Raw genomic sequence first — 20157 nt, forward strand, 5'->3', positions numbered from 1 at the left:
CATCGCCGCCGGCCGCACCTACCTGCAGACGGCCCGCCACATGGGACTCTCCAAGCACACCGTCGACGCCTACCTCCGCCGCATCCGCGCCAAGCTGGGCATCAACAACACCGCCGAGCTCACCCGACTGGCCATCTCCATGGGTCTGTGACCTCCTGGACAAAGAAACAGGAACGGCTGAACGGAAACTGGAGCGGCATGACGGGTGGCGAACGCACCGTCTCCTTGGTCACCGGCGGCAACAGGGGCATCGGACGGGAGGTGAGCCGGCAGCTCGGCGCGCTCGGACACACCGTCCTGCTGACCGCCCGCTCCCTGCCCGCCGCCGAGGAGGCCGCGGCGGAGCTCCGCGCCGAGGGAGGGGACGTCCACCCCGTGGCCCTCGACGTACGGGACCGGGCGAGCGCCGAGCGGGCCGCGCGCGAGACGGGCGAGCGCTTCGGGCGGCTCGACGTCCTGGTCAACAATGCGGCCATCGCGTACGACACCTGGCAGCGCGCCGTGACGGCCGACCTCGACGTGGTCGCGGAGGCCGCCGACACCAACCTGTACGGCCCCTGGCGCACCACGCAGGCGTTCCTCCCGCTGCTGCGGGCCGGCCGGCACGGGCGGATCGTCAATGTCAGCAGCGAAGCCGCGTCCTTGACGAGCATGGGCGGCGGGACCCCCGCCTACACCGCCTCCAAGACCGCCCTGAACGCCCTCACCCGCATGCTCTCGGCCGAGCTGCGCGGCGACGGCATCCTGGTCAACTCCGTCTGCCCGGGCTGGGTCGCGACCGACATGGGCGGCCCCGGCGGCCGTCCCCTGCGGGAGGGCGCGGCGGGGATCGTCTGGGCCGCCACCCTCCCGGACTCCGGACCCACCGGCGGCTTCTTCCGCGACGGCCGTCCCCTGCCCTGGTAGCGGACGACACCCCCCTAAGGGCTGTTCCCGTAATCCCCGGCGGGCGCACGACGACAGCTACGGCGCCTCGCTGCGTTGTCGGAACGTCCGCATACGCCCAGTATGCGGACGCCCCTCCGCCTTGCGATGCACCGCATCTGACGCCGTGCGCTGATCCGCCGGGGATTACGGGACAGCCCCTAAGCCCGCGCGGCCTCGGCCAGCACCGGCCGGACCCGGGTCAGCATCAGCTGCAGGAACCGGTCCGGGTGGCGGAACGACGCGAAGTGGCTCGCGTCCTCGATCAGCGCGAACTCCTTGGCCGGGGCCTCGACCTCGTCGAAGAACGCCCGGGCGCGCCCGGCCGGGGTGATGACGTCCCGGTCGCCCTGGAAGATGAAGAACGGCAGCTCGAAGCGGGTGCCGTCGGCCCGGTCGTCGAACGCGGCCAGGGCGGGGGTGAGCTGCGCGGAGAACTTCATGCCCGCGAAGTACTGCCCCAGCTCGCGCAGCGAGTGCAGCGGCGAGAACCACAGGGACCCCAGCACGACCCTCTTGAGGGTGTCGAGCGTCAGGGGATCGGAGGCCACGGTCAGCTTGTCGTACGCGGCCCTCTGCTCGGCGGTCACCCGGTGCGGGTCGCTGCCCGTCTCCGCGACCGCGGCGGCGTCCTTGTGTCTGCCGGCGGCGCGCAGCCGGGCCAGCAGCGCCTCGTGGACGGAGGTGTCGCGCCCGGCGTCCAGGATGTTCTGGTCGGTGCCGACGTAGGCGGAGTACAACTCGGGGTGGCTGCGGGCCAGGCGCAGGCCGAAGACGCTGCCGAGCGAGCTCCCGACCAGGACGACCCGCTCGGCGCCGAGCCGCTCACGGGCGTACCGGGTGACTTCGAGGGCGTCCTCGTACAGCCGGGCGAAGCTCATCTCGCCCTGGCCTGCGGGACCGGAGCGGCCGAAGGTCTTGCCCGCGCCGCGCATGTCCCAGCGCACCACCGTGAAGTGCTCCTCCCAGGACCGGGTGCGGGTGGCGAAGACCGAGTGGGAGGCGCCGGGGCCGCCGTGGATCTCGACCACCACCGGGTTGGCCGTGTCCTCGCCGCGGATGGAGATCCACTGCTCGATGCCGCCGATCCGGACGAAGCGCTGTTCGTCGATGCCGCGCGGGCTGTCGATGCGCAGGATCCGGGCGTTGTCGGCGCGGCGCAGGGCGCGGTGGCCCAGCAGGCCGGCGACGGGCGTGGCGAGGAGGGCGGCGGAGGTGGCGAGGACGGTGGCGAGCATGGTGACCCCTCACGACGAGAACTGTGTATGCAATAAGCGATTTCGTTTATGTTATATACAGTTCCAGGGCGTGCCGTCAACGGGTCCGGTACGCGAGCGATCCGAGGAGCGGGGCCGCATGGCCAGGAACAGGGACGAGAAGCGCGATCCGGCGGTCAGCCTGGCGCTCCTGTGGGGCGAGCAGGAGCAGCCCAGGCGCGGCCCGAAGCCCTCGCTGAGCGTCGTGCGCATCGTGGACACCGCGCTCGCCATCGCCGATGCGGAGGGGCTGGACGCGCTGTCCATGCAGGGCGTCGCCGCGCGCCTGGGCGTGACCACCATGGCCCTGTACCGCTACGTCCCCGGCAAGGCCGAACTGACCGACCTGATGGTCGACGCCGCCTTCGGACCGGCTCCCGACGTCACCGACGTGCCGGGGGGCTGGCGTCCGCAGCTGGACGCATGGGCGCGTGCGTGCTGGGAGCAGTACCGGCGCCGGCCGTGGATGGTGGCCGCCACCGGGATGCGCCGGCAGCTCATGGGACCCCGTCAGCTGGCCTGGCTCGACTCCGCCTTGGCCGCGCTGTCGGGGACGGGACTCCCGTACGCACAGCAGCACGCGGCCTTCCTGCTGGTCATCGGGCACGTCCGCAGCCTGGCGCAGCAGCTCGTCGACGACGACGAGGAAGGCCGTCAGGAGTGGAACCGGCTCACGGCGGACGTGTGGAAGCGGCACGGCGACCGGTTCCCGGCACTGACCGCGGCCATCGCGGGCGGAGCCTTCGCCCCCCGCGCGGAGGATCCGCTCGAGTTCGGGCTCGAGCGGATCCTGGACGGTGTCGCCGCGCTGATCGGGAGCGGGGGGTAGGTGCCTACGAGGCCCAGGCGCCCGGCGCCGTGAAGGACGGCCGGGGGCGCAGGGGCAGCTTCTCCACCCGGCCCTCCGCCTGCGGGGCCTGCGGCGGCGGGGCCTGCGCCTCGCGCCGGAGCCGGGAGGCGAGGAGCACGGCCAGCGCCGCGACGTCCTCCGCCGTCGGGTTGCCCTTGGTGATGCGCATCGCCGCCAGGGCCAGGGCGGTCCTGTCGTCGGCGGTCACAGCGGGAGGTTCCCGTGCTTGCGGCTCGGCAGCTGGGCGTGCTTGGTGCGCAGCATGTCGAGGGTGGAGATGAGGCGCGTGCGGGTATCGGCCGGGTCGATGACGTCGTCGACGAGGCCGCGTTCGGCCGCGTAGTACGGGTGCATCAGCTCGGCCTGGTACTCCTTGATCTTCTGCGCGCGCGTGGCCTCCGGGTCGTCCGAGGCGTTGATCTCGCGGCGGAAGATGACGCTGGCCGCGCCTTCCGCGCCCATGACGGCGATCTCGTTCGAGGGCCAGGCCAGGGCGACGTCCGCGCCGATGGAGCGGGAGTCCATGACGATGTAGGCACCGCCGTAGGCCTTGCGCAGGATCAGGCTGATGCGCGGCACGGTGGCGTTGCAGTACGCGTACAGGAGCTTCGCGCCGTGCCGGATGATGCCGTTGTGCTCCTGGTCGACGCCGGGCAGGAAGCCGGGTACGTCGATCAGGGTGACCAGCGGAATGCTGAACGAGTCGCAGAACTGGACGAAGCGGGCCGCCTTCTCGGAGGCGTGGATGTCGAGGACGCCCGCGAGGTGGGCCGGCTGGTTGGCGACGATGCCGACGACCTGGCCGCCGAGGCGGGTCAGGGCACAGACGACGTTGCGGGCCCACTGGGCGTGGACCTCGAAGTAGTCCCCGTGGTCGGCGATCTCCTCGATGACGTCGCGGATGTCGTACGACTGCGTGGGCTTGCCCGGGACGATGTCGAACAGGCGCTCGCAGCGGCGGTCCACCGGGTCCCCGAGGTCGCCGGCGGGGGCGGACTCGCGGTTGTTGGAGGGCAGCAGGGACAGCAGGTGGCGTACGTCATCGAGGCAGCTCTGCTCGTCGTCGTACGCGAACGCGGCCACGCCCGAGGCCCCGACGTGGCTGTCGGCGCCGCCGAGGTCCTCCATCGTGACGGCTTCACCGGTGACGGTCTGGACGACGTCGGAGCCGGTGATGAACATCTGCGAGGTGCCCCGGACCATGAAGACGAAGTCCGTCAGGGCGGGCGAGTACGCGGCGCCGCCCGCGCAGGGCCCGAGGATGACCGAGATCTGCGGGATGACCCCGGAGTTGCGGACGTTGCGCTGGAAGATGCCGCCGTAGCCGGCGAGCGCGGTGACACCCTCCTGGATGCGGGCGCCGGCGCCGTCGCACAGGCCCACGACGGGGGCCCCGACCCCTTCGGCCAGGTCCATCAGCTTGTGGATCTTCTCGGCGTGGGCCTCGCCCAGCGCGCCGCCGAAGATGCGGAAGTCGTGGGCGTACGCGAAGACCGTACGGCCGTGGACCTTCCCCCAGCCGGTGACGACCCCGTCCGTGTAGGGCTTCTTGTCCTCCAGGCCGAAGCCGGTGGCGCGGTGCCGGCGCAGCTGCTCGACCTCGCTGAACGTACCTTCGTCGAACAGGAGCTCGATGCGTTCGCGGGCGGTCAGCTTGCCCTTGGCGTGCTGGGCGGCGGTGGCCCGTTCGCCGGGGCCGGCCTCGGCCAGCGCGCGGACGGCGTGCAGTTCCGCCGTGCGCTCGCGCAGGGACGCGAAGCGGACGCCGTCCTCGTGGTGACGGGCGGAAGGCGCAGTGGGCCCGTCGTCCGGTGCGAGCACGCTCTCCAGTGGTCTTTCCTCGACGATGCTCATACGGGCCCTTTCGACACAGAGGCACCGGGTCCGGCCGGTGTCGCGTCGTCCAGCATCGACCGCGGTGCTACAGCCCGGCTCGAATTCCGTACGGGCCGCCCGCGCCGCGGGCCGGGCGGGGGCCCGGACATGCCTGTGCCCCGCTGCCCGGGCGTGGGTGTTCGGGCAGCGGGGCAAGAGGAGCGGCATGCTCCCGGCCGGGGGGTGGACCGGTGGCCGACCGCAGGAACGACTCTCCTCCGCAGACCTCGGACCCGCCTACAGCGCCGGTGTGGCAGCGGTGGTGCCGCTCGCGGTCCGGTGTCAGGCCCGGTCGAGGAGGCCTGCCACCGTCGTCAGGAAGCCCTCGTCGAGCATCGTGGAGACGGCCGTGTCACGCGAGGTGTTCAGGCCGGTGTCGTGGCAGGCGATGCTGACCAGGTAGCGGTCGAGCACCGGATACGTGCCGAACGCCCACTCGCCGCCGGCCGCGGGGGTGCCGTCCGGGGCGAGCAGGCCCGCGTCGCCGCCGCTGCCGGTCTCGAAGCCGAACTCCGAGAAGCCCAGCCGCAGTCCCTGGCCGAGCGCCTTGGTGTAGGCCTCCTTCAGGGTCCACAGCCGCAGCATCGCCGCGGGCTGCTCCGCCTCGGGCAGCGCCGCGAGTTCGGCCTGCTCGGCGGCGGTCAGCACCTGGTCCTGCAGGAGCTGCAAGGAGAGCCTGCGGTCGACGGGTTCGGTGTCGATGCCGATCCTGCCGGTGCGGCTGATGCCGACGGCGATCAGGTCGTCGGTGTGGGTCAGGCTGACGTCGATCTGGTCGAAGCCGCGCAGGTACGGACGGCCGCCGATCTTGTACGCGAGGTCCAGGTCGGCGGGGTCGACGCCGAGCGCGGCCGCCGCCGTGTACTTGACCGCCAGCCGGGAGGCGACGAAGCGGTACCGGATCGTCGGGTCGACGGTCTGCCGGTAGCGCAGCCAGTCCCGGCCGAGCAGCGGGCGCAGCGCGGGTTCCGCGAGCGCCGCGGTGAGCCACTCGCCCCAGGTGGTGAACACCGAGGCGTTCCCGCGCAGGGCCATGCCGTCCTCCACCTCCTGCCAGGGACCGGCCGGCCCGGTGACGTGGACCGGGGTGGTGATGCGCTGCGCGCCTTCCGTCATCGGGCTGTCCTTCCCTGGTGCTGGATGTGCTGGACGTGCTGGACGGTGAGCAGGCAATGCCGTGGTGCCGTGCCGGGGCGGCTGGGTCACTGCGCGAGTTCCGTCGCGTCGAGGTCGCAGCTGCGGCCCGAGCGGTAGCGGCGCATCAGCTCCTCCAGCACCTGCTCGCGGCAGCCGTCGGGCAGCTCGGGCACGGGGATGCCGAGCCGGCCGCCGAGCCGGGAGAGCGCGAGCACCGCCCAGGCGGGGGCGGCCAGGAAGGGATCGCTGCCGTCCTGGCCCTCCCAGGTGCCGAGGACCGAGGCGGCCGCGAGGACCAGGGCGTAGCGGTCGCTGAGCACGCACAGGGCGGGGTCGGACAGGGCTGCGGGAGTGCCGTGGGCGGGGATGGCCCGGCAGCGTTCGCGCAGGGCGCGCAGTTCGGTGACGAAGCCCTCGGCGAGGTCGGCGAGGACGGCCAGCTGGCCCCCGACCCCGCGCACCCCGGCCAGCCGCGCGGCGGACTCGACGAGCGATGCGGCGAGGAAGTCGCCGCCGTCGGCGATGCCGAGCAGCCGGTAGTCGAGGGCGGGCAGCGCGGCCCCGGTGCGGAACAGCTCCGGCGGCGGCTCCTCCTCGCGGAACCACGCGCGTTCGGCGAGGGTGCGCAGCTGGGGGACGATCACGGCCTGGCAGGCGGCGGTGCCCGCGTGCCCGAGGCCGGCCACGGGCAGATCGCGTCCGAGCTTGTCGAGGGCGCCGTACGCGGGGGTGCCGCGCTGGTAGCCGCGGGAGCCGAGGACGGTGGCGAGTTCCTCGAGGTCCTCCCGCAGCAGGTCGGGGACCACGTACTTGACGGCGGCGGCGAGCACATGGGTGCGGTCGGGCAGCAGGCTCAGGGCGCGCAGGGCGACGGTGGCCATGCTGTCGCAGGCGAGCATGTCGGCGAAGACCCCGGCGAGCGGCTTGTGCCAGCGGCGGGCCAGCGGACGGCTGCGGCCGGTGGTCGCGGACCGTACGGCGGAGTGCAGCACGGTGTCGACCGCTGCGACGGCCGTCGAGGCGATGACGCACCGGTTGACCTGGTACGTGCGCAGGGCGAGGGCCACCCCTTCGCCGGGGCGGCCGACGAGCGCATCGCCGGGGACGGCGCAGTCGGTGAACTCCAGCCCGGAGAACAGGTTGCCGCGCATGCCGGTGGTCGGGACCCGGGGCAGGTGGTTGATGCCGCGGAGTCCGGCCGGGTCCACGAGCAGCACGGAGTGGCTGTACGGGCTGCGGGCCTGGTCGGTGCGCGCGTAGACGACGTACGCCTGGGCGCGGGCGGCGTTGATGATGACGTCCTTGCGGCCGTTGAGCTCGTAGCCGCCGCCCGGTGCGGCGCCGGCGGTGAACTCGTCGCGCAGGATGTCGTTCGCGTGCGCCATCTCGTGGTGGACGATCGAGGCGCGGCCGCCGCCGAGCAGCAGGTCGGCGGTGAACCGGCGCTGGGCCTCGGTGCCCGCCGCCCAGACCGCGGAGGTGGCGAAGAGCGAGGTGATGCCGAAGCCGAAGCCGAGGGCGAGGTCCCGGCGGAAGACCGGGCGCAGCACCTTGGCCAGGTGGTCGGCGCGGGTGAGCCGGCCGCCGTACTCGACGGGCACGAACTCGGCTCCGAGCCCGGCCTCCATGAGCAGCTGCTCGGTTGCCTCGGGCGGTTCGCGCCGCTCGTCGGCGGCGAACAGGGCACCCAGCCCATGCGGGTTGGCGGGGTCGTACGGGTCGCCGAGCTGCGCCTCGAGCCGCGCGGCGCGGCGCAGCGGGGCGATGGGCTCGGCATGTCGGGTGGCGGGGTCCGCGTGGATCTCGGTGGTGGCCATGGTCGCGGGATCAGCTCCTTCGTCGCGGGACTCGCCGTTGCTGGTGGTCCGGGGCTGGTCCGTCCGTGTGCACGGGTGTCCGGGCAGCCCCTAGCCTCACGGGGATCGCTCGACAGTCGCTCGAGCCTTCGTACAGCCGGGCACGGGAGTTGGCGGAAACCGCCGGGAGCGGCGGCTTCCGGCGCCCGGCCTCAGGCCGGCGGGGTGGCCTCGGCGAAGACCCTGGGCCAGGAGATCGGGTGGCCGTGGTCGTGGAGGCGGCCGAGGGAGGCCAGCACGGAGTCCACTTCGCTGCCGAGGGCGGTGCTGCGCGCGTCGGGTCCGCAGGGGTGGGCGCGGGGGAATCCGGCGGCTTCGAGGGTGCTCTGCGCGGCCGCGGGCGAGGGTGTCGCACGGGCCTGGTGCAGGAAGTGTCCGGCGGTGAGGGCCCGCTCACCGGGGCGGGGACCGAGCAGGTCGCCGGTCGTCGTGCAGATCAGGGTGAGGCCGGGCGCGTTGACGCGGCAGCTCTTGGCCACCCGGAGGAACCGCTTCTCGGAGGCGGCGCGGGCCTTGAGGGGTGCGTCTGCGGGGGCGAGCCGTCCGCGGGCGACGACGAGGCGCGCCGCATCGTCCAGGTCGAGCGCGCCGGCCAGGTAGGCCGCGGAGATCTCGCCCGCCGCGTGTCCCGCCACGGCCCGCGCCTGCATGCCCCAGGACTCCCACACCCGGAACAGGGCGACCTGGTAGGCGAACAGGGCGGGTTCGGCGAACGCGGTCTCCCGGATCAGGGCGGCGTCGACCCCCTCACGGGGGGCGAACACGACGGCGGCCAGCGGCAGGGGCAGCCAGAGGTCCAGAGCCTCGGCGACCTCGTTCCACGCGGCGGCGAAGGTGCGGAAGGTGCCGTAGAGGTCCCGGCCGAGGCCGGGCAGCAGCGGGCCGTGCGTGGTGAACAGGACGGCCTGGTCCGCCGCCCCGCCCGCAGGTGCACCGGGCGCAGGGCCGGCCCGGCCGGCCGGGCGCGGAGCGGAGGAGGAGCGTCCCACGGCCCTCGGCGGCGCGGCACCCAGTCCTGCGAGCAGGCTGCCCGGGGAGCGCTCATCGGACACCGGGCACCGCCTCCGTGGTCGCGCGGCGGTCCTTCGGGGCAGGGCACTCGTCGGTGTCACCGTGCACGGTCCGCTTGTTGAGGAAGGTCACCATGGTCGTCTCCTCGGCTCTGCTCGGGGTGTGGGGCAGCGGGGTGCCGCCGCCCGGGGGTGACGACTGCTGTGCACACGGTCCGCGGTGGGGCTCAAGGAATCTTCGAACGCCGCTCGAGAAATCCCGCAGGAACGGCACGGGGCCGACGGACCGGAGCGTGCCACGGCCGCGCGGCCGGACCGGGGCGCCGCTCCGCTCCGTGCGCCGACTGGCCCTTGGACACGCCCGGCGTTCAGCCGGGCTGGCCGGCCGCGGCCTCCAGGGTGCGCGCGAGGTCGCGCGCCGAGGCGGAACTCCCGTCCGCCGTGCCCGCGATGGCCACGAGCGGAGGCAGCCAGCCGTGGGCGGCGATGCGCTGCGCCACCTCGTACGCGACGCTCCCGCCTCCGGAGAAGCAGCCGAGGAGCAGCGGTTCGCCGGCCGCGAGCGCGGGTCGCACCGCGGCCAGGCAGGCCGCCGTATCGGCCGGCGCAGTGACCGTGGTGAGCGCTTCCGGGCCCGGATAGGCCTGTACGAGGGCGTCGTAGCAGGCCTCGGGCGCGGCGGGCGGCGGTACGAGCAGGATCGTGCCGGCGTCGGGCCGCGCGGCGGCGCGCAGCGTGCGCAGTCCGCCGCCGGGCGGGACCGGGGCGGCCGCCACGGGCCCGGGCAGGGGCAGGCCGGCCAGGATCTGCAGGGCCTCCCCGACGCTGGTCGTGCCGTCGACGAGGCCCGGGAACTCGCGCAGCAGCCGCGCGGTGCGGGCGAGCACCGCGGCCGCTTCGGGATCCGCGATCCGGGTCCGGTCGTTGACCGCCGTCAGCACCAGGGCGCCCTCGGCGTCGTGGTACGCGCTGATGGCGATGGGCTGGGGCGTGTGCGGGCCCACGGCCTGCGGGAGGTCCACCCGGACGCCCTCGGCGTCGAGTTCGGTCCACAGCGGGTCCCGGCCGTCCGGGGCGGGCGGCGGGCCCTGTGGGGCCTCGAAGGCGACGATCGAGTCCGTGAGTTCGTCGGGGACGGCCCGTCCGCTCCACTGGTGGACCTGGCCCGCCGAGACCCATTCGTACGCGGCCGCGCCCAGGGCCCGGTCGCGCAGGTCGGCCAGCAGCCGCTCCATCGGGGCCGCGGGGTCCACGTCGACGTGGACGGGCAGCGCATTGCGCAGGGGGGCCGGGATGCTCGCGGCGCCCTCCAGCGCGATACCGCGGCCGGAGACGGCCATGCCGAACGCGACGGGCGCGGGTGCCGGGCCCGATCCGCCGTCCCGGTACAGCAGCAGCGCCCAGGCCGCGTGCAGCGCGGTGCTCTCGGTGGCGCCGAGCCCGGCGGCCCAGTCACGCAGCCGGGCGGCCTCGTACGGGGTCAGCCGCTGGTGCGCGAGCCCGTGGCCCCAGCGGGCCCCGTCGCCGGCCGGCAGCCCGGCCGCGGCCGGGCCGGGCAGGGTGCGGGAGCCCACCGGGGGCGTGGCGGCGGACCAGAAGTCGCGGGGCGGGGCGAGGTCCTGGTCGCCCAGCCAGCGCAGGTGGTCGCGCACATCGGGGCGGCGCTCGCCGCCGGTGGTACGCCCCTCGGCCAGGTAGGCGCGGTAGAAGGCGCGCAGCAGCAGGCGCACGCTCCAGCCGTCCAGCATGGCGTGGTGGTAGGTGAGGACGATGCGGGTCGGGCCGGCGGGTCCGGCCTGTTCGTCCAGGAGCGCGATGCGCAGCAGCCCGGGCCGGTGCAGGTCGAAGGCGCGCAGCCGCTCGCTCACCAGCAGGGAGTGCCAGTCGGCGGATCCGTGGTGGTGGCGGACGAGCTCCGGCGAGGCCTGCCGGTGCACGGCGACGCGTGGGGCGGTCCCGGGGCCGTCCGTGCGGGCGCGGTCGGTGAACGCGGCCCGCAGCACCGGCTCCTGCAGGAAGACGGCCTGCCAGGCGGCGTGGAACCGCCCGGTGTCCAGCGGCCCGTACCAGCGCCAGTGCAGCTGCTCGACGTGCAGGCCGGCGCCGGGCCGGCCGGTCAGGACGTCGAGGAGCACGTCGCGCTGGCGCGCGCTCGCGGGGAGTCCTCCCGCCGGGTGTACGGCCGCGCTGTCGAAGGGGCCGGGTGTGGCCTGCCCGCCGGATTGTTCCGGGGCCGGGCCCTCCCACGCGGTCCGCAGCGCCTTCGCCTGCGCGGGCGTCTGCCGCGGCCGGGATCCGGGGGCGGTCAGCAGATCGGCCACCGTGCCGGCCGGGGAGTGCTGCGGGGGCAGGTGCAGGGTGTGGTGCGTCGCCGTGTGGCGGCGCAGGGTGGGGGTGCCCGCAGGCAGCGCGGTGAGGGCCGCCGCGAGGGCGTCCTGATCGAGGGGACCGCGCAGGTCCAGCGCCGGGGCGAAGCCGGGCGCGATGACCACGGTCATGGAGACGCTCATCCACTCCCCCTCGTCTCGGCGGCGCTCGCCGGGCGGCGTCACAGTTCAAAGGGGTCGAGTATGCGTGGCACGCCCACGTTTCGCTGACGCGCCGCTGACACGCCGCCGGAGTCCCGCCGGAGCACCGCGGGCAGGCGGCTACAGCGTGCGGATGGCTGTCTCCGCGTACCGCTTGGCGAGGTTGAGGGTGGCGGTGCTGTTGCGGCCGAGCGCCTCGCGTACGTACGTCCTGGCCTGCGCGAGGTCGGCGCCGGGGCCCAGGACCGGCTCGACGGCCTCCTCCCGCAGCAGCACGCTGTGCTGGGAGACGGCGGTGACCCCGGTCTCGTCGGGGATCAGCGACCACTCGCCGGTGTGCGCGGTCATCAGGGCCGGGGTCGCGGTCTGCTTGTAGACGATGCGGCCCGCGTGCGGGAAGCACACCCGTACGGACTCCGTGGTGTGCACCGCTCCGTCGGAGGTCACGGTGTCCATGCTCAGCAGCTGGACACCGGGCTCGTCCTCGGTGACGACGACGCGGGAGACGTGGGGGACGCGCTCCGGCCAGTCGGCGACCCCGTAGAGGAACTGGTAGACCAAGTCGGCCGGCCCGTCGATGCGTACGGAGTCCTCGAAGGACAGCATCAGGCCGTCGAGCCTGGTCCAGCGCTCCGCGGCCTCCTTCAGCTGCGCCAGCTCGGCGCGGCTGTTGGTGTCGGTGGCCTCCTTGGTCCAGGCGACGTCCGCGGGCCGGTCGCCGGCGACCGCGAAGTCGTGGAGCAGCGTCAGCCGCGAACGGTCGGTGCCCCGCGGCTCCACGATCCAGCTGCCGCCCATCGCGACGACGGGGGCGGCGGGGACCTCCTGGCGGAAGTCGATCCGCAGCCGGGGGGCGTCCAGGGTGCGGCGCGAGAGCCAGGACCTGACGCTCCCGTTCGCGGTGACCCACATGTGGAAACGGTCCCGGGAGCCGTCGAAGTCGAGCCGTTCGACGTGGATGCTGGGCGGAATGAACAGCGGCCACTGCGTCGTGTCCGCGATCAGACCGTAGACCACGCCCGCGGGCGCGTTCACATCCACGGCATAGGACGTCCGGTGCACTTGCTGGACAGACATCACCACACCCTTCCCTCACGCTTGGGTACAGAGTCTGTCCGCGACCGCCGGAGTCCGGCTCGAGAGAGCCTGGAGGCTCAGCTCGCGAGCGCCGACTCCGCGTGCTGCTTGGCGTACGTCATGGTCGCGGTGCTGTTGCGGCCCAGCGCCTGGCGGACGTACCTGCGGGCCGCCGCGAGATCGGCGGCGGCGCCCAGCACCTGGGTGACGGCCTCCTCGCGCAGCACGACGCTGTGCTGCGAGGTGACCGTCGAGCCGTAGGCGCCGCCGGTGACCGTCCACACGCCGGTGTGCGCCGACATCAGCGCCGGGGTGCGGGTCTGCTTGTAGACGATGCGGCCGACCGCCGGGAAGCACACCCGCACCGATTCGGTGGTGTGCGCGGAGCCGTCGGCGGTGAGCGTGTCCATGGCCATGACCTGGACGCCGGGCAGCTCCGCGGGCTCGGTGAGCTCCAGCCGCGAAACGTGCGGCAGCAGCTCCGGCCACTGCTCGGCCCGCTCCAGGAACGCGTAGACCAGCTCCGGCGGGGCGTCCACGTCGACGCGGTCCTCGAAGGACATGACGAGCTCGTCGAGCTTGCCCCAGCGCTCGCCCAGCTGCGCCAGGTTCGCCAGCTCCGCACGGCTGTTGGTGTCGGTGGCGCGCTCGACCCACTCCACGTCCTGCGCCCGGTCGCCCTCGACCGAGAAGTCGTGCAGCAGCGTCAGCTTCGAGCGGTCGGCGCCCAGCGGCTCGACGATCCAGGTGCCGGTCATCGCCGACAGCGGGGCCGCGGGGATCTCCTGGCGGAACTCGATGCGCCGCGCTGCCGCGTCGAGCACACGGCGCGAGGTCCAGGACTTGACCTGGCCGTTCGCCGTCGCCCACATCCGCAGCCGCTCCTGCACGCCGTCGAACGCGAGGCGTTCCACGTGCACGTTGGGCGGGAAGTACAGCGGCCACTGCACGGCGTCCGCGATCATTCCGTAGACCAGGCCCGCGGGGGCGGCCACCTCGGTCTCGTGCACGGTACGGTGCACCCGCTCGGCCGCCATCAGAAGTTCCCCAGTCCGCCGCAGACGTTCAGCGCCTGCGCGGTGACGGACGCGGCGAGGTCCGTGGTCAGGTAGCCGACCATGGCCGCCACCTCCTCCGGGGTCGCGTAGCGCCCCAGCGGGATCTTCGCCTCGAACTGCTCCTGCACGTCCTCGGTCGTGGTGTCCCAGGCCGCCGCGTAGCCGGCCCGAACGCGCTGCGCCATCGGCGTCTCCACGTAGCCGGGGCACACCGCGTTGACCGTGATCCCGGCCGGGGCCAGCTCCTTGCCGAGGGCCTTGGTGAAGCCGACGACGGCGTGCTTCGACGCCGAGTACGGGGCGCCGAGCAGGACGCCCTGCTTGCCCGCCGTGGAGGCGATGTTGATGATCCGGCCGTAGGGGGCCCCGGCCAGGCCGCCGTTCTTGAGCACCTCCCGGGTCAGCAGGAAGACGCTGTTCAGGTTGGTGTCGATGACGTCGTACCAGAGCTCGTCGCTGATGTCGGCGGTCGGACCGCCGCCGCTGCGCCCGGCGTTGTTGACGAGGACGGAGATCGGGCCGAACTCGGCGACGGCGGCGGCCACCAGCTCCGCGATCGCCTCGCGGGAGCGGACGTCGGCGGCCAGACCCGAGACCTCGAGGCCCTCGGCGCGCAGCTCCTCGACGGTCTGCCTGACGGTTTCCGCGGTCCGCGCGCACAGGAACACCCGGTGCCCGCGCCGGCCCAGGTCGCGTACGACCGCCAGGCCGATGCCGCTCGTGCCGCCGGTGACCAGGGCGACCGGCTTCTGCGGCGCCGCCTGCGGCTGCGCTGACGGTGTGGTCGGTGTGTTCAACGTGTCCCCTCCAGTACCCGTGGTGAGGTCTCGACCGTGTCGCGGAGCTCTGGAGACGTGGTGGAAGCAGGGTCGAGGAGCGGTACGGACGAGCGGGTTCCGTAGGACGCGCCGACTGTCCCGGCCGCCGCCTGCGGTGCGGACACCCGGGGTGCGCGCACCGCTTCGCGGATCACGTCGGGCAGCGCGGCGGGCGCGCCCAGCGGTGCGAGGGCCCGCGCGAGCCCGCGCCGGGTCAGCTCCGTGCCGCTCGCGGCGATGTAGCCGTCGGGCCGGATCAGCACCCAGCCGCCCGGCCCGAGGTCCAGCGAGCGCCGCAGCAGCCCGTTCGGGTCGGGCAGCGGGGCGGGACCGCCGCCGAGGCCGTCGCCCGCGGTCCGTACCGACAGCCACGCGCCGTGTGCGGCCGCGGCGGCCGCCGCGACCCGTCCCGCCTCGCCGGGCTCTTCGTGCGCCGCCCACACCAGGGACCAGCGGGTGTCGCGCAGTTCGGCGCGCAGCGCCTCGGAGCCGGGGTCGTCCGGGTGGCGGCCGGCCGCAGCGGCGGCGCGCGAGCCGGCAGGCACTGCCATGAGCGGGTCGGCCGTGGTCAGTGGGGACTCGGGGTAGGACAGCAGCAGCCCGGACATGCCGCCGAGCACCTTGCGCTGGATGGCCCGGCGCAGCGGCCCGATGTTGCGTACGAAGGTGAAGGCGATCGGCAGCCCCACACCGGCCATGGTGTTCTTGAACTGCACCAGGAAGGTGGCCTTGCGGACGGAGCCCAGCAGCTTCTTGCCGATGGGGACGCGCTCCTGCCCGTACGTGGCGAGCAGTTCGCGGCCCGCCTGCCCCAGGGCGGCCATGGCGAGCTTCCAGGCGAGGTTGTAGGCCTCCTGGATGCCGGTGTTCATGCCCTGTCCGGAGGCGGGGCTGTGCACGTGGGCGGCGTCGCCCGCCACGAAGCAGCGGCCGTCGTGCATGCGGGGCACCATGCGCTGCTGGAAGGTGAAGACGGAGGTCCAGTCGGGTTCGGCGACCTGCACCGGGCGGCCGAGCCCCGTGCTGAGCTTCTCCGAGAACCGCTCCGCGGCCTCGCGCGGGGACTCCGGCCGGCCGGCGGGGGCGGTGTCGAGCAGCCGCCAGTACCCCTCGCGCTGGTACGGGACCATCATCATGGCCTGGCTGCCGGTGTGGGCCCAGTAGATGGTGTCCGGCGGCAGGTCGAGGGAGACCGCCGCGTCGGCCAGCGCCCAGGTCTCGCTGGACTCGCCGAGCAGCGGGAGCCCGAGCTTCTTGCGCACCGTGCTGTGGCCGCCGTCGCAGCCGACCAGCCAGGGCACCTCGTACTCCTCGGTGGAGCCGTCGGCATGCTCGAGGCGGGCGCGTACGGTGTCCCGGTCCTGCTCGAGGGAGGTCAGGCGCACGCCCCATTCGACGCGGACGCCGAGCCGTGCGACGGCCTCGCGGAGCACTTCCTCCGTCTCGGTCTGGCCGATGACGAGGGTGAACGGGAACCGGGTGGGCATCGAGCGGTAGTCCGCCTCGAGCCGGACCAGGCGCCGGCCGCGCGCGAACATCGTGAAGGCCCTGTTCCTGCGGCCGCGGGCGAGCAGCCCGTCCACGAGGCCCATCTGGTCGAACGTCTCGAGCGTCCGCGGGTGGACGGCCACCGCCCGGCTGGTGGGGGCCGGGCCGGGGGCGCCGTCCACGACGCGCACGCGCAGTCCTCGGCGGGCCAGTTCATGGGCGGCGGTCAGGCCCACGGGGCCCGCGCCCACCACGAGCACGCGGGGGGACCCGGCCGTGGGGGATGTACCGGCGTTGGTCGCCACAGTGGTCGCTCCTCTGGTCGTACGGGATGTGGTGCGCGGGCCGTGCGGGCGGGGCGGTCTCACGCCGCCGTCTCCGCCTCGGCCCGGCTGCGCAGGGTGTGGCGCAGGGTGCGCCGCTCGGGCTTGCCGACGTGGTTGCGCGGCACGGCGTCGATCACTTCGACGCGGCGGATCTGCTCGAACCAGTTCAGGCTCCCGTTGGCGCGCTCCACGACGGAGTCGATGACGTCCAGGAGGCCGGGGGCGGTCGGGTCGCGCAGCACGATGCCGGTCCAGACGACCGCGCCGTGCACCGGGTCGGGCCAGCCCGCCGCGATGCACTCGGCGACGCGCGGGTCGGCGCCGACGACCCGTTCGACGGCGGTGGGCGAGACGAGTTCGTTGTCGTACTTGAAGACGTCGCCGAGGCGGTCCACCAGGAACAGTTCGCCGTCCTCGCTGAGGTAGCCGACGTCCCCGGTGGAGAACCAGCCGTTCTCGTCGACCGGCGAGGCCGCGCTGTCGTCGAGGTAGCCGGCCATCAGCTGGGGACCGCGGACCTGGACCTCGCCGGTGGCGTAGACGTCGAGCGGGGTCCGCGCGGCGACGTGGACGATGCGGCATTCGGTGCCCGGTACGGCGGGGCCCACGGAGCCGCTCTTGGGGTGGTGGGGGTCCTGGCAGTGGGAGAGCGGGGAGAGTTCGGCCAGCCCGTAGCCCTGGATGACGGGCACGCCGAGGCTCTCGCGCAGGGCGCGGGCGGCGCTGGGGGACAGGGCGGTGCCGCCGGAGAGCACGGCGGTGAGGCGGCGCCCGGCCGGGAAGTCGTCGGTGAGCCGCTCGTCCTGGGCCAGCGCGTGCAGGCGGGCGGGCAGCCCGTAGTAGTGGGTGGCCTCGGCCTGCGCCGCGACGGCGAGGGAGGCGACCGGGTCGGGGTCGGTGCACAGTACCTGGCAGGCGCCCGCGTAGACCCCCGAGTTGAGGTGCATGGTGTGGTAGAGCGGCAGGTGGTTGAGGGTGACCGAGTCGCTGCCGAGGTCGTGCGCGGCGGCGGTCTGGGCCGCGTTCGCCACCAGGTTGCGGTGGGTGAGCCGGACGCCCTTGGGGCGGCCCGTGGTGCCGGTGGTGAACTGGATGCACGCGTCGCCGTCGAGGTCGACGGGGCCGGGCAGGGCCGTCCGCTCCAGTGCCGAGTCCAGGGCCGCGGCCAGCGGCAGGGCGTCGCCGGGGACGATCCCGTCGGGCGCGTCCGTCACCACGACGGAGCGCAGGTCCGGCAGCTGGTCGCCCAGTTTGATCAGCAGCTCGGCGGTGGCGACGGGCACGAAGGCCACTTCCACGGCGGCCGTCCGCAGGACGTGGACCAGGCCCGTCTCCTTGATCAGCGGGTTGACCAGCACGACCGTGTTCCCGCTGCGCACCGTCCCGTAGTAGGCGGCGGCGAAGACGGGGTCCAGGACGTTGGCGACGCCGATCCGTGCGCCGCGGCGGCCGCACGTGTGCTCCAGGTAGGAGGCGAAGCGGTCGGCCTGGCTGTCCAGTTCGGCGAAGGTCACCGTGCTCTTGACGCCGGTCCGGGTCGCGGTACAGATCGCCCGGCCTGCAGGGTCGCGGACCGCCGCCCGGCGCAGCAGGCCGTCCAGCGGGAGTTCCGGGTACACGAATCTCGGCATGATGCTGTCCTCCTGGCTCCCGAAGGGGCGGCCGCGGCTGCGGCGGCACCCCTAGACCCTGTTGGCCCAGCCTGGGCAGGAACGCTTGAGGAGTCTTCGAAGAATGCTCGATCTGCGCCGCAGAAGCTGTTCGGGAACCGAAGAACGGAGTCCCGCGATGACCGCGACGATCGCCACCGAGGCGTCCCCCCGCCCGCCCCAGGGGCGGGAGTTCGGCCTGCTGTACGCGGAGGTCCAGCAGTTCTACTCCCGCCAGATGCAGCTCTTCGACTCCTTCGAGGCCGAGCCGTGGGCGCGGACGTTCACCGAGGACGCCGTGTTCGACGTGCCGACGCTGCCGGCGCCGGTGGTCGGCCGCGCGGCCCTCGCCTCGAACGTCCGGCGCAACGCCGAACTCCATGCGACCAGCGGTGAGCGGTTCCGGCACTGGCTCGGCATGCTCGACGTGCAGCCGCAGCCGGACGGCTCGCTGCACACCCGCAGCTACGCCCTGGTGTACCTGACCCCGCGCGGCGGTGAGTCGAAGGTGCACCGGGTGTGCGTGATGGAGGACGTGCTGGTCCACGCGGCCGGCACCTGGCAGGTCGCCCACCGCCTGGTCACCCGCGACGACCTCTAAGGGCTGTCCCGCAATCCCCGGCGGGCGCATGACGCCGGCTACGCCGCCTCGCCGCGTTGTCGCAACGCCCGAATACGCCCAGTATGCGGACGCTCCTCCGCCTTGCGATGCACCGCATCCGACGCCGCGCGCTGATCCACCGGGGATTACAGACAGCCCTTAGCGGGTGCCGTCGAAGTCCCGTCCTGCAGATCGGGCAGGACGGTGAACAGGTCGGTGCGGACCCCGGCCGGGTCGGGGCCGTGCGCGAACCGCCGCGTCATCCTCGCGCCGAACGGGGCGCGGGTGACGATCCCGCCGCGCGGGCCCGCAGCAGCGCTGCGGCCGGCGGCCCCCCGCCGAACACCGCCCGGCTCTGCACGACCTGCATCCGGTGCACGGCCGAGGCCGCCGGGGCCCGCCGCTCCCGATAGGCGGCGAGCCGCTGCGCGGTGGGCTCCCCCGCGTGCAGCGCGGCCACGAGTACGGGGTGCAGCGCGGCGGCGTCCTGCAGGGCCGGGTCGATGCCCCGGGCGCCGAGCGGACCGTGCGTGTGCGCGCTGTCGCCGACGAGGACGAGCCCGTCGCGCACCCACTCCCGGGCGGGCGAGGCGGACACGTCGAGCACGGTCAGGCCGGCCATGGAGCCGGGCCGGGCGTGCAGCAGCCCGGCCGGCTCCCGCCGGTTCTCCCCGATGCCGCGCCCGGCGGCGCGGGCCCCGCCCCGATCCGGTCGGGGTGGGTGTCGTGGACCAGGACGGCGCTGTCCGGCCCGCGGTGCACCCGTACCCGCCCGGTGGCCCGGGGGGGTGCGTGCAGCGAGAACCGCACCACGTCGCGGGCGAACGACGTGCGGCCCGCGTCGATGCCCGCGAGGGCACGCGTCTTGGAGGACCGGCCGTCGGCGCCGACGACCACGGCGGCCCGTACGGTGACCCGCGCCCGGTCGGGGCCGTGCACCACAGCTCCCTCGCAGGGGCTGCCGGGCCGCTTCTCCGGGAGCGCGGCGATCCGGTGCCCCTCGAGAGGGATGAAGCCGGGCAGCCTGCGGCAGGCGGCCAGGAGTTCCTGCAGCACGTGCGGCTGCGGGAGGGCGAGCAGGTGGTCGTACGGGGCGGGCAGGCGCCCGTAGTCGATGTCGAGCAGCACCTGCTCGCGCTCGACGACCTGGACACCGCGCAGGCTCGCCGCCCCGCGGGCCGCTGCTCCGGCGAGGACGCCGGGCTAAGGGCTGTCTGTCCCGTAATCCCCGGTGGATCAGCGCGCGGCGTCGGATGCGGTGCATCGCAAGGCGGAGGAGCGTCCGCATACTGGGCGTATTCGGGCGTTCCGACCCGGTGGAGCGCTCGACGAGTGGCACGCGGATGCCGGAACGCAGCAGCATGAGCGTCAGCGCGAGCCCGGCGGGGCCGGCGCCTATGACGCAGACGTCGGTGTCGAGCTCTTCACCCACCGGCTCAGACCGCGGCCCGGGCTGCCAGCATCTCGTTGACCATGGCGAGGTAGCGGCGCGGGGTGTCCGCGTCGTCGAGGCCCTCCTCGTCGAGCAGGACGTCGTACTCGCGCTCGATGTATCCGGTGGTCTGCAGGACGGCCAGCGAGTCGTAGCCCAGCTCGAACCAGCTCAGGTCCAGGACGTCGCCGTCGAGGTCGACGCCCTCGTCCTCGCCCGCGCACTCGCGCAGGATGCGCTTCAGGTCGTCGAGTTGCAGCTGTTCCATGGTC

18 protein-coding genes and 2 pseudogenes are annotated in these 20157 nt (G+C 73.9%); 4 read left to right on the forward strand and 16 right to left on the reverse strand.

The genetic code is table 11. The annotated features are described in order from the left end of the window. Position 1: 1 nt before the first annotated feature. Together IF09_RS43885 and IF09_RS0134965 are read left to right on the forward strand one after the other, a co-directional pair. Positions 2–151 carry a response regulator transcription factor gene (locus tag IF09_RS43885; RefSeq protein WP_078613495.1) on the forward strand — a complete coding sequence of 50 codons (150 nt, stop codon included), beginning with the start codon at positions 2–4 and terminating at the stop codon, positions 149–151. A gap of 47 nt (positions 152–198) precedes the next feature. Then, positions 199–906, forward strand: coding sequence for an SDR family NAD(P)-dependent oxidoreductase (locus tag IF09_RS0134965; RefSeq protein WP_030302819.1), 708 nt, complete (start codon positions 199–201; stop codon positions 904–906). Between the two features lie 179 nt (positions 907–1085). Here IF09_RS0134965 and IF09_RS0134970 read toward each other — a convergent pair whose 3' ends face one another. Beyond that, entirely contained in the window at positions 1086–2162 is a 1077-nt protein-coding gene (locus tag IF09_RS0134970; RefSeq protein ID WP_030302821.1) for an alpha/beta fold hydrolase, read from the reverse strand. Positions 2163–2280: 118 nt separating this feature from the next. Here IF09_RS0134970 and IF09_RS0134975 point away from each other — a divergent pair, with 118 nt between their 5' ends. Then, the gene (locus IF09_RS0134975) at positions 2281–3009 is read left to right on the forward strand and encodes a TetR/AcrR family transcriptional regulator (protein WP_051833456.1); all 729 of its coding nucleotides are present in this window, start codon (positions 2281–2283) and stop codon (positions 3007–3009) included. A gap of 4 nt (positions 3010–3013) precedes the next feature. Here IF09_RS0134975 and IF09_RS0134980 read toward each other — a convergent pair whose 3' ends face one another. From IF09_RS0134980 to IF09_RS0135035, 11 genes are all read right to left on the reverse strand, one after another. Next, positions 3014–3238 carry an acyl-CoA carboxylase epsilon subunit gene (locus tag IF09_RS0134980; protein ID WP_030302825.1) on the reverse strand — a complete coding sequence of 75 codons (225 nt, stop codon included), beginning with the start codon at positions 3236–3238 and terminating at the stop codon, positions 3014–3016. Then, positions 3235–4884, reverse strand: a complete 1650-nt coding sequence (locus IF09_RS0134985; RefSeq protein ID WP_030302827.1) for an acyl-CoA carboxylase subunit beta — start codon at positions 4882–4884, stop codon at positions 3235–3237. The genes IF09_RS0134980 and IF09_RS0134985 overlap by 4 nt, the downstream gene beginning before the upstream one ends. Positions 4885–5187: 303 nt before the next feature. Beyond that, entirely contained in the window at positions 5188–6021 is an 834-nt protein-coding gene (locus tag IF09_RS0134990) for a 4'-phosphopantetheinyl transferase family protein (RefSeq protein WP_030302829.1), read from the reverse strand. A gap of 86 nt (positions 6022–6107) precedes the next feature. Beyond that, complete coding sequence (locus IF09_RS0134995; RefSeq protein WP_030302831.1) at positions 6108–7859, reverse strand: acyl-CoA dehydrogenase family protein; 1752 nt, start codon at positions 7857–7859, stop codon at positions 6108–6110. Between the two features lie 191 nt (positions 7860–8050). Continuing rightward, positions 8051–8950 (reverse strand): acyltransferase domain-containing protein, encoded by a 900-nt coding sequence (locus IF09_RS0135000; RefSeq protein WP_030302833.1) that lies wholly within the window; start codon positions 8948–8950, stop codon positions 8051–8053. 326 nt (positions 8951–9276) lie between these two features. Continuing rightward, positions 9277–11418 (reverse strand): condensation domain-containing protein, encoded by a 2142-nt coding sequence (locus IF09_RS0135010; protein ID WP_030302834.1) that lies wholly within the window; start codon positions 11416–11418, stop codon positions 9277–9279. A gap of 138 nt (positions 11419–11556) precedes the next feature. Next, entirely contained in the window at positions 11557–12513 is a 957-nt protein-coding gene (locus IF09_RS0135015; protein WP_030302836.1) for an aromatase/cyclase, read from the reverse strand. A gap of 77 nt (positions 12514–12590) precedes the next feature. Continuing rightward, positions 12591–13550 (reverse strand): aromatase/cyclase, encoded by a 960-nt coding sequence (locus tag IF09_RS0135020; RefSeq protein ID WP_030302838.1) that lies wholly within the window; start codon positions 13548–13550, stop codon positions 12591–12593. Continuing rightward, positions 13550–14368 carry a 3-oxoacyl-ACP reductase FabG gene (fabG, locus tag IF09_RS0135025; RefSeq protein ID WP_051833460.1) on the reverse strand — a complete coding sequence of 273 codons (819 nt, stop codon included), beginning with the start codon at positions 14366–14368 and terminating at the stop codon, positions 13550–13552. Before fabG ends, IF09_RS0135020 begins: the two co-directional genes overlap by 1 nt. Then, entirely contained in the window at positions 14365–16182 is a 1818-nt protein-coding gene (locus tag IF09_RS0135030) for an FAD-dependent oxidoreductase (protein ID WP_063607467.1), read from the reverse strand. Before IF09_RS0135030 ends, fabG begins: the two co-directional genes overlap by 4 nt. A 59-nt stretch (positions 16183–16241) precedes the next feature. Then, positions 16242–17834, reverse strand: coding sequence for a class I adenylate-forming enzyme family protein (locus IF09_RS0135035; protein WP_030302845.1), 1593 nt, complete (start codon positions 17832–17834; stop codon positions 16242–16244). Between the two features lie 157 nt (positions 17835–17991). Here IF09_RS0135035 and IF09_RS0135040 point away from each other — a divergent pair, with 157 nt between their 5' ends. Further along, positions 17992–18453, forward strand: a complete 462-nt coding sequence (locus IF09_RS0135040; RefSeq protein ID WP_030302847.1) for a nuclear transport factor 2 family protein — start codon at positions 17992–17994, stop codon at positions 18451–18453. Between the two features lie 259 nt (positions 18454–18712). On the opposite strand, the gene IF09_RS45210 is transcribed toward IF09_RS0135040, so the two are convergent. The 4 genes and pseudogenes from IF09_RS45210 to IF09_RS0135050 all read right to left on the reverse strand — a co-directional run bounded on the left by IF09_RS45210 (position 18713) and on the right by IF09_RS0135050 (position 20153). Beyond that, the gene (locus IF09_RS45210; protein ID WP_051833462.1) at positions 18713–19075 is read right to left on the reverse strand and encodes an FAD-dependent monooxygenase; all 363 of its coding nucleotides are present in this window, start codon (positions 19073–19075) and stop codon (positions 18713–18715) included. Continuing rightward, positions 19063–19641, reverse strand: a pseudogene (locus tag IF09_RS45215) (FAD-dependent monooxygenase); the annotation flags it as partial. The gene IF09_RS45210 and the pseudogene IF09_RS45215, both read right to left, overlap by 13 nt. Positions 19642–19777: 136 nt before the next feature. Beyond that, a pseudogene (locus IF09_RS48140) lies at positions 19778–19885 on the reverse strand (FAD-dependent monooxygenase); the annotation flags it as partial. Between the two features lie 4 nt (positions 19886–19889). Further along, positions 19890–20153: an acyl carrier protein gene (locus tag IF09_RS0135050; protein WP_030302849.1), complete on the reverse strand. Its 264-nt coding sequence runs from the start codon at positions 20151–20153 to the stop codon at positions 19890–19892. Positions 20154–20157: the final 4 nt, after the last annotated feature.

It is taken from the genome of Streptomyces katrae (assembly GCF_000717655.1).
Classification (GTDB): Bacteria; Actinomycetota; Actinomycetes; order Streptomycetales; family Streptomycetaceae; genus Streptomyces; species Streptomyces katrae_B.

What these genes read in the sequence shown, in the direction of transcription:
- IF09_RS0134965 (WP_030302819.1), top strand. Translation starts at nt 199, where the DNA reads ATGACGGGTGGCGAACGCACCGTCTCCTTGGTCACCGGCGGCAACAGG.
- IF09_RS0134970 (WP_030302821.1), bottom strand. Translation starts at nt 2,162, where the DNA reads ATGCTCGCCACCGTCCTCGCCACCTCCGCCGCCCTCCTCGCCACGCCC.
- IF09_RS0134975 (WP_051833456.1), top strand. Translation starts at nt 2,281, where the DNA reads ATGGCCAGGAACAGGGACGAGAAGCGCGATCCGGCGGTCAGCCTGGCG.
- IF09_RS0134985 (WP_030302827.1), bottom strand. Translation starts at nt 4,884, where the DNA reads ATGAGCATCGTCGAGGAAAGACCACTGGAGAGCGTGCTCGCACCGGAC.
- IF09_RS0134990 (WP_030302829.1), bottom strand. Translation starts at nt 6,021, where the DNA reads ATGACGGAAGGCGCGCAGCGCATCACCACCCCGGTCCACGTCACCGGG.
- IF09_RS0134995 (WP_030302831.1), bottom strand. Translation starts at nt 7,859, where the DNA reads ATGGCCACCACCGAGATCCACGCGGACCCCGCCACCCGACATGCCGAG.
- IF09_RS0135010 (WP_030302834.1), bottom strand. Translation starts at nt 11,418, where the DNA reads ATGAGCGTCTCCATGACCGTGGTCATCGCGCCCGGCTTCGCCCCGGCG.
- IF09_RS0135015 (WP_030302836.1), bottom strand. Translation starts at nt 12,513, where the DNA reads ATGTCTGTCCAGCAAGTGCACCGGACGTCCTATGCCGTGGATGTGAAC.
- IF09_RS0135020 (WP_030302838.1), bottom strand. Translation starts at nt 13,550, where the DNA reads ATGGCGGCCGAGCGGGTGCACCGTACCGTGCACGAGACCGAGGTGGCC.
- IF09_RS0135035 (WP_030302845.1), bottom strand. Translation starts at nt 17,834, where the DNA reads ATGCCGAGATTCGTGTACCCGGAACTCCCGCTGGACGGCCTGCTGCGC.
- IF09_RS0135040 (WP_030302847.1), top strand. Translation starts at nt 17,992, where the DNA reads ATGACCGCGACGATCGCCACCGAGGCGTCCCCCCGCCCGCCCCAGGGG.
- IF09_RS45210 (WP_051833462.1), bottom strand. Translation starts at nt 19,075, where the DNA reads ATGGCCGGCCTGACCGTGCTCGACGTGTCCGCCTCGCCCGCCCGGGAG.
- IF09_RS0135050 (WP_030302849.1), bottom strand. Translation starts at nt 20,153, where the DNA reads ATGGAACAGCTGCAACTCGACGACCTGAAGCGCATCCTGCGCGAGTGC.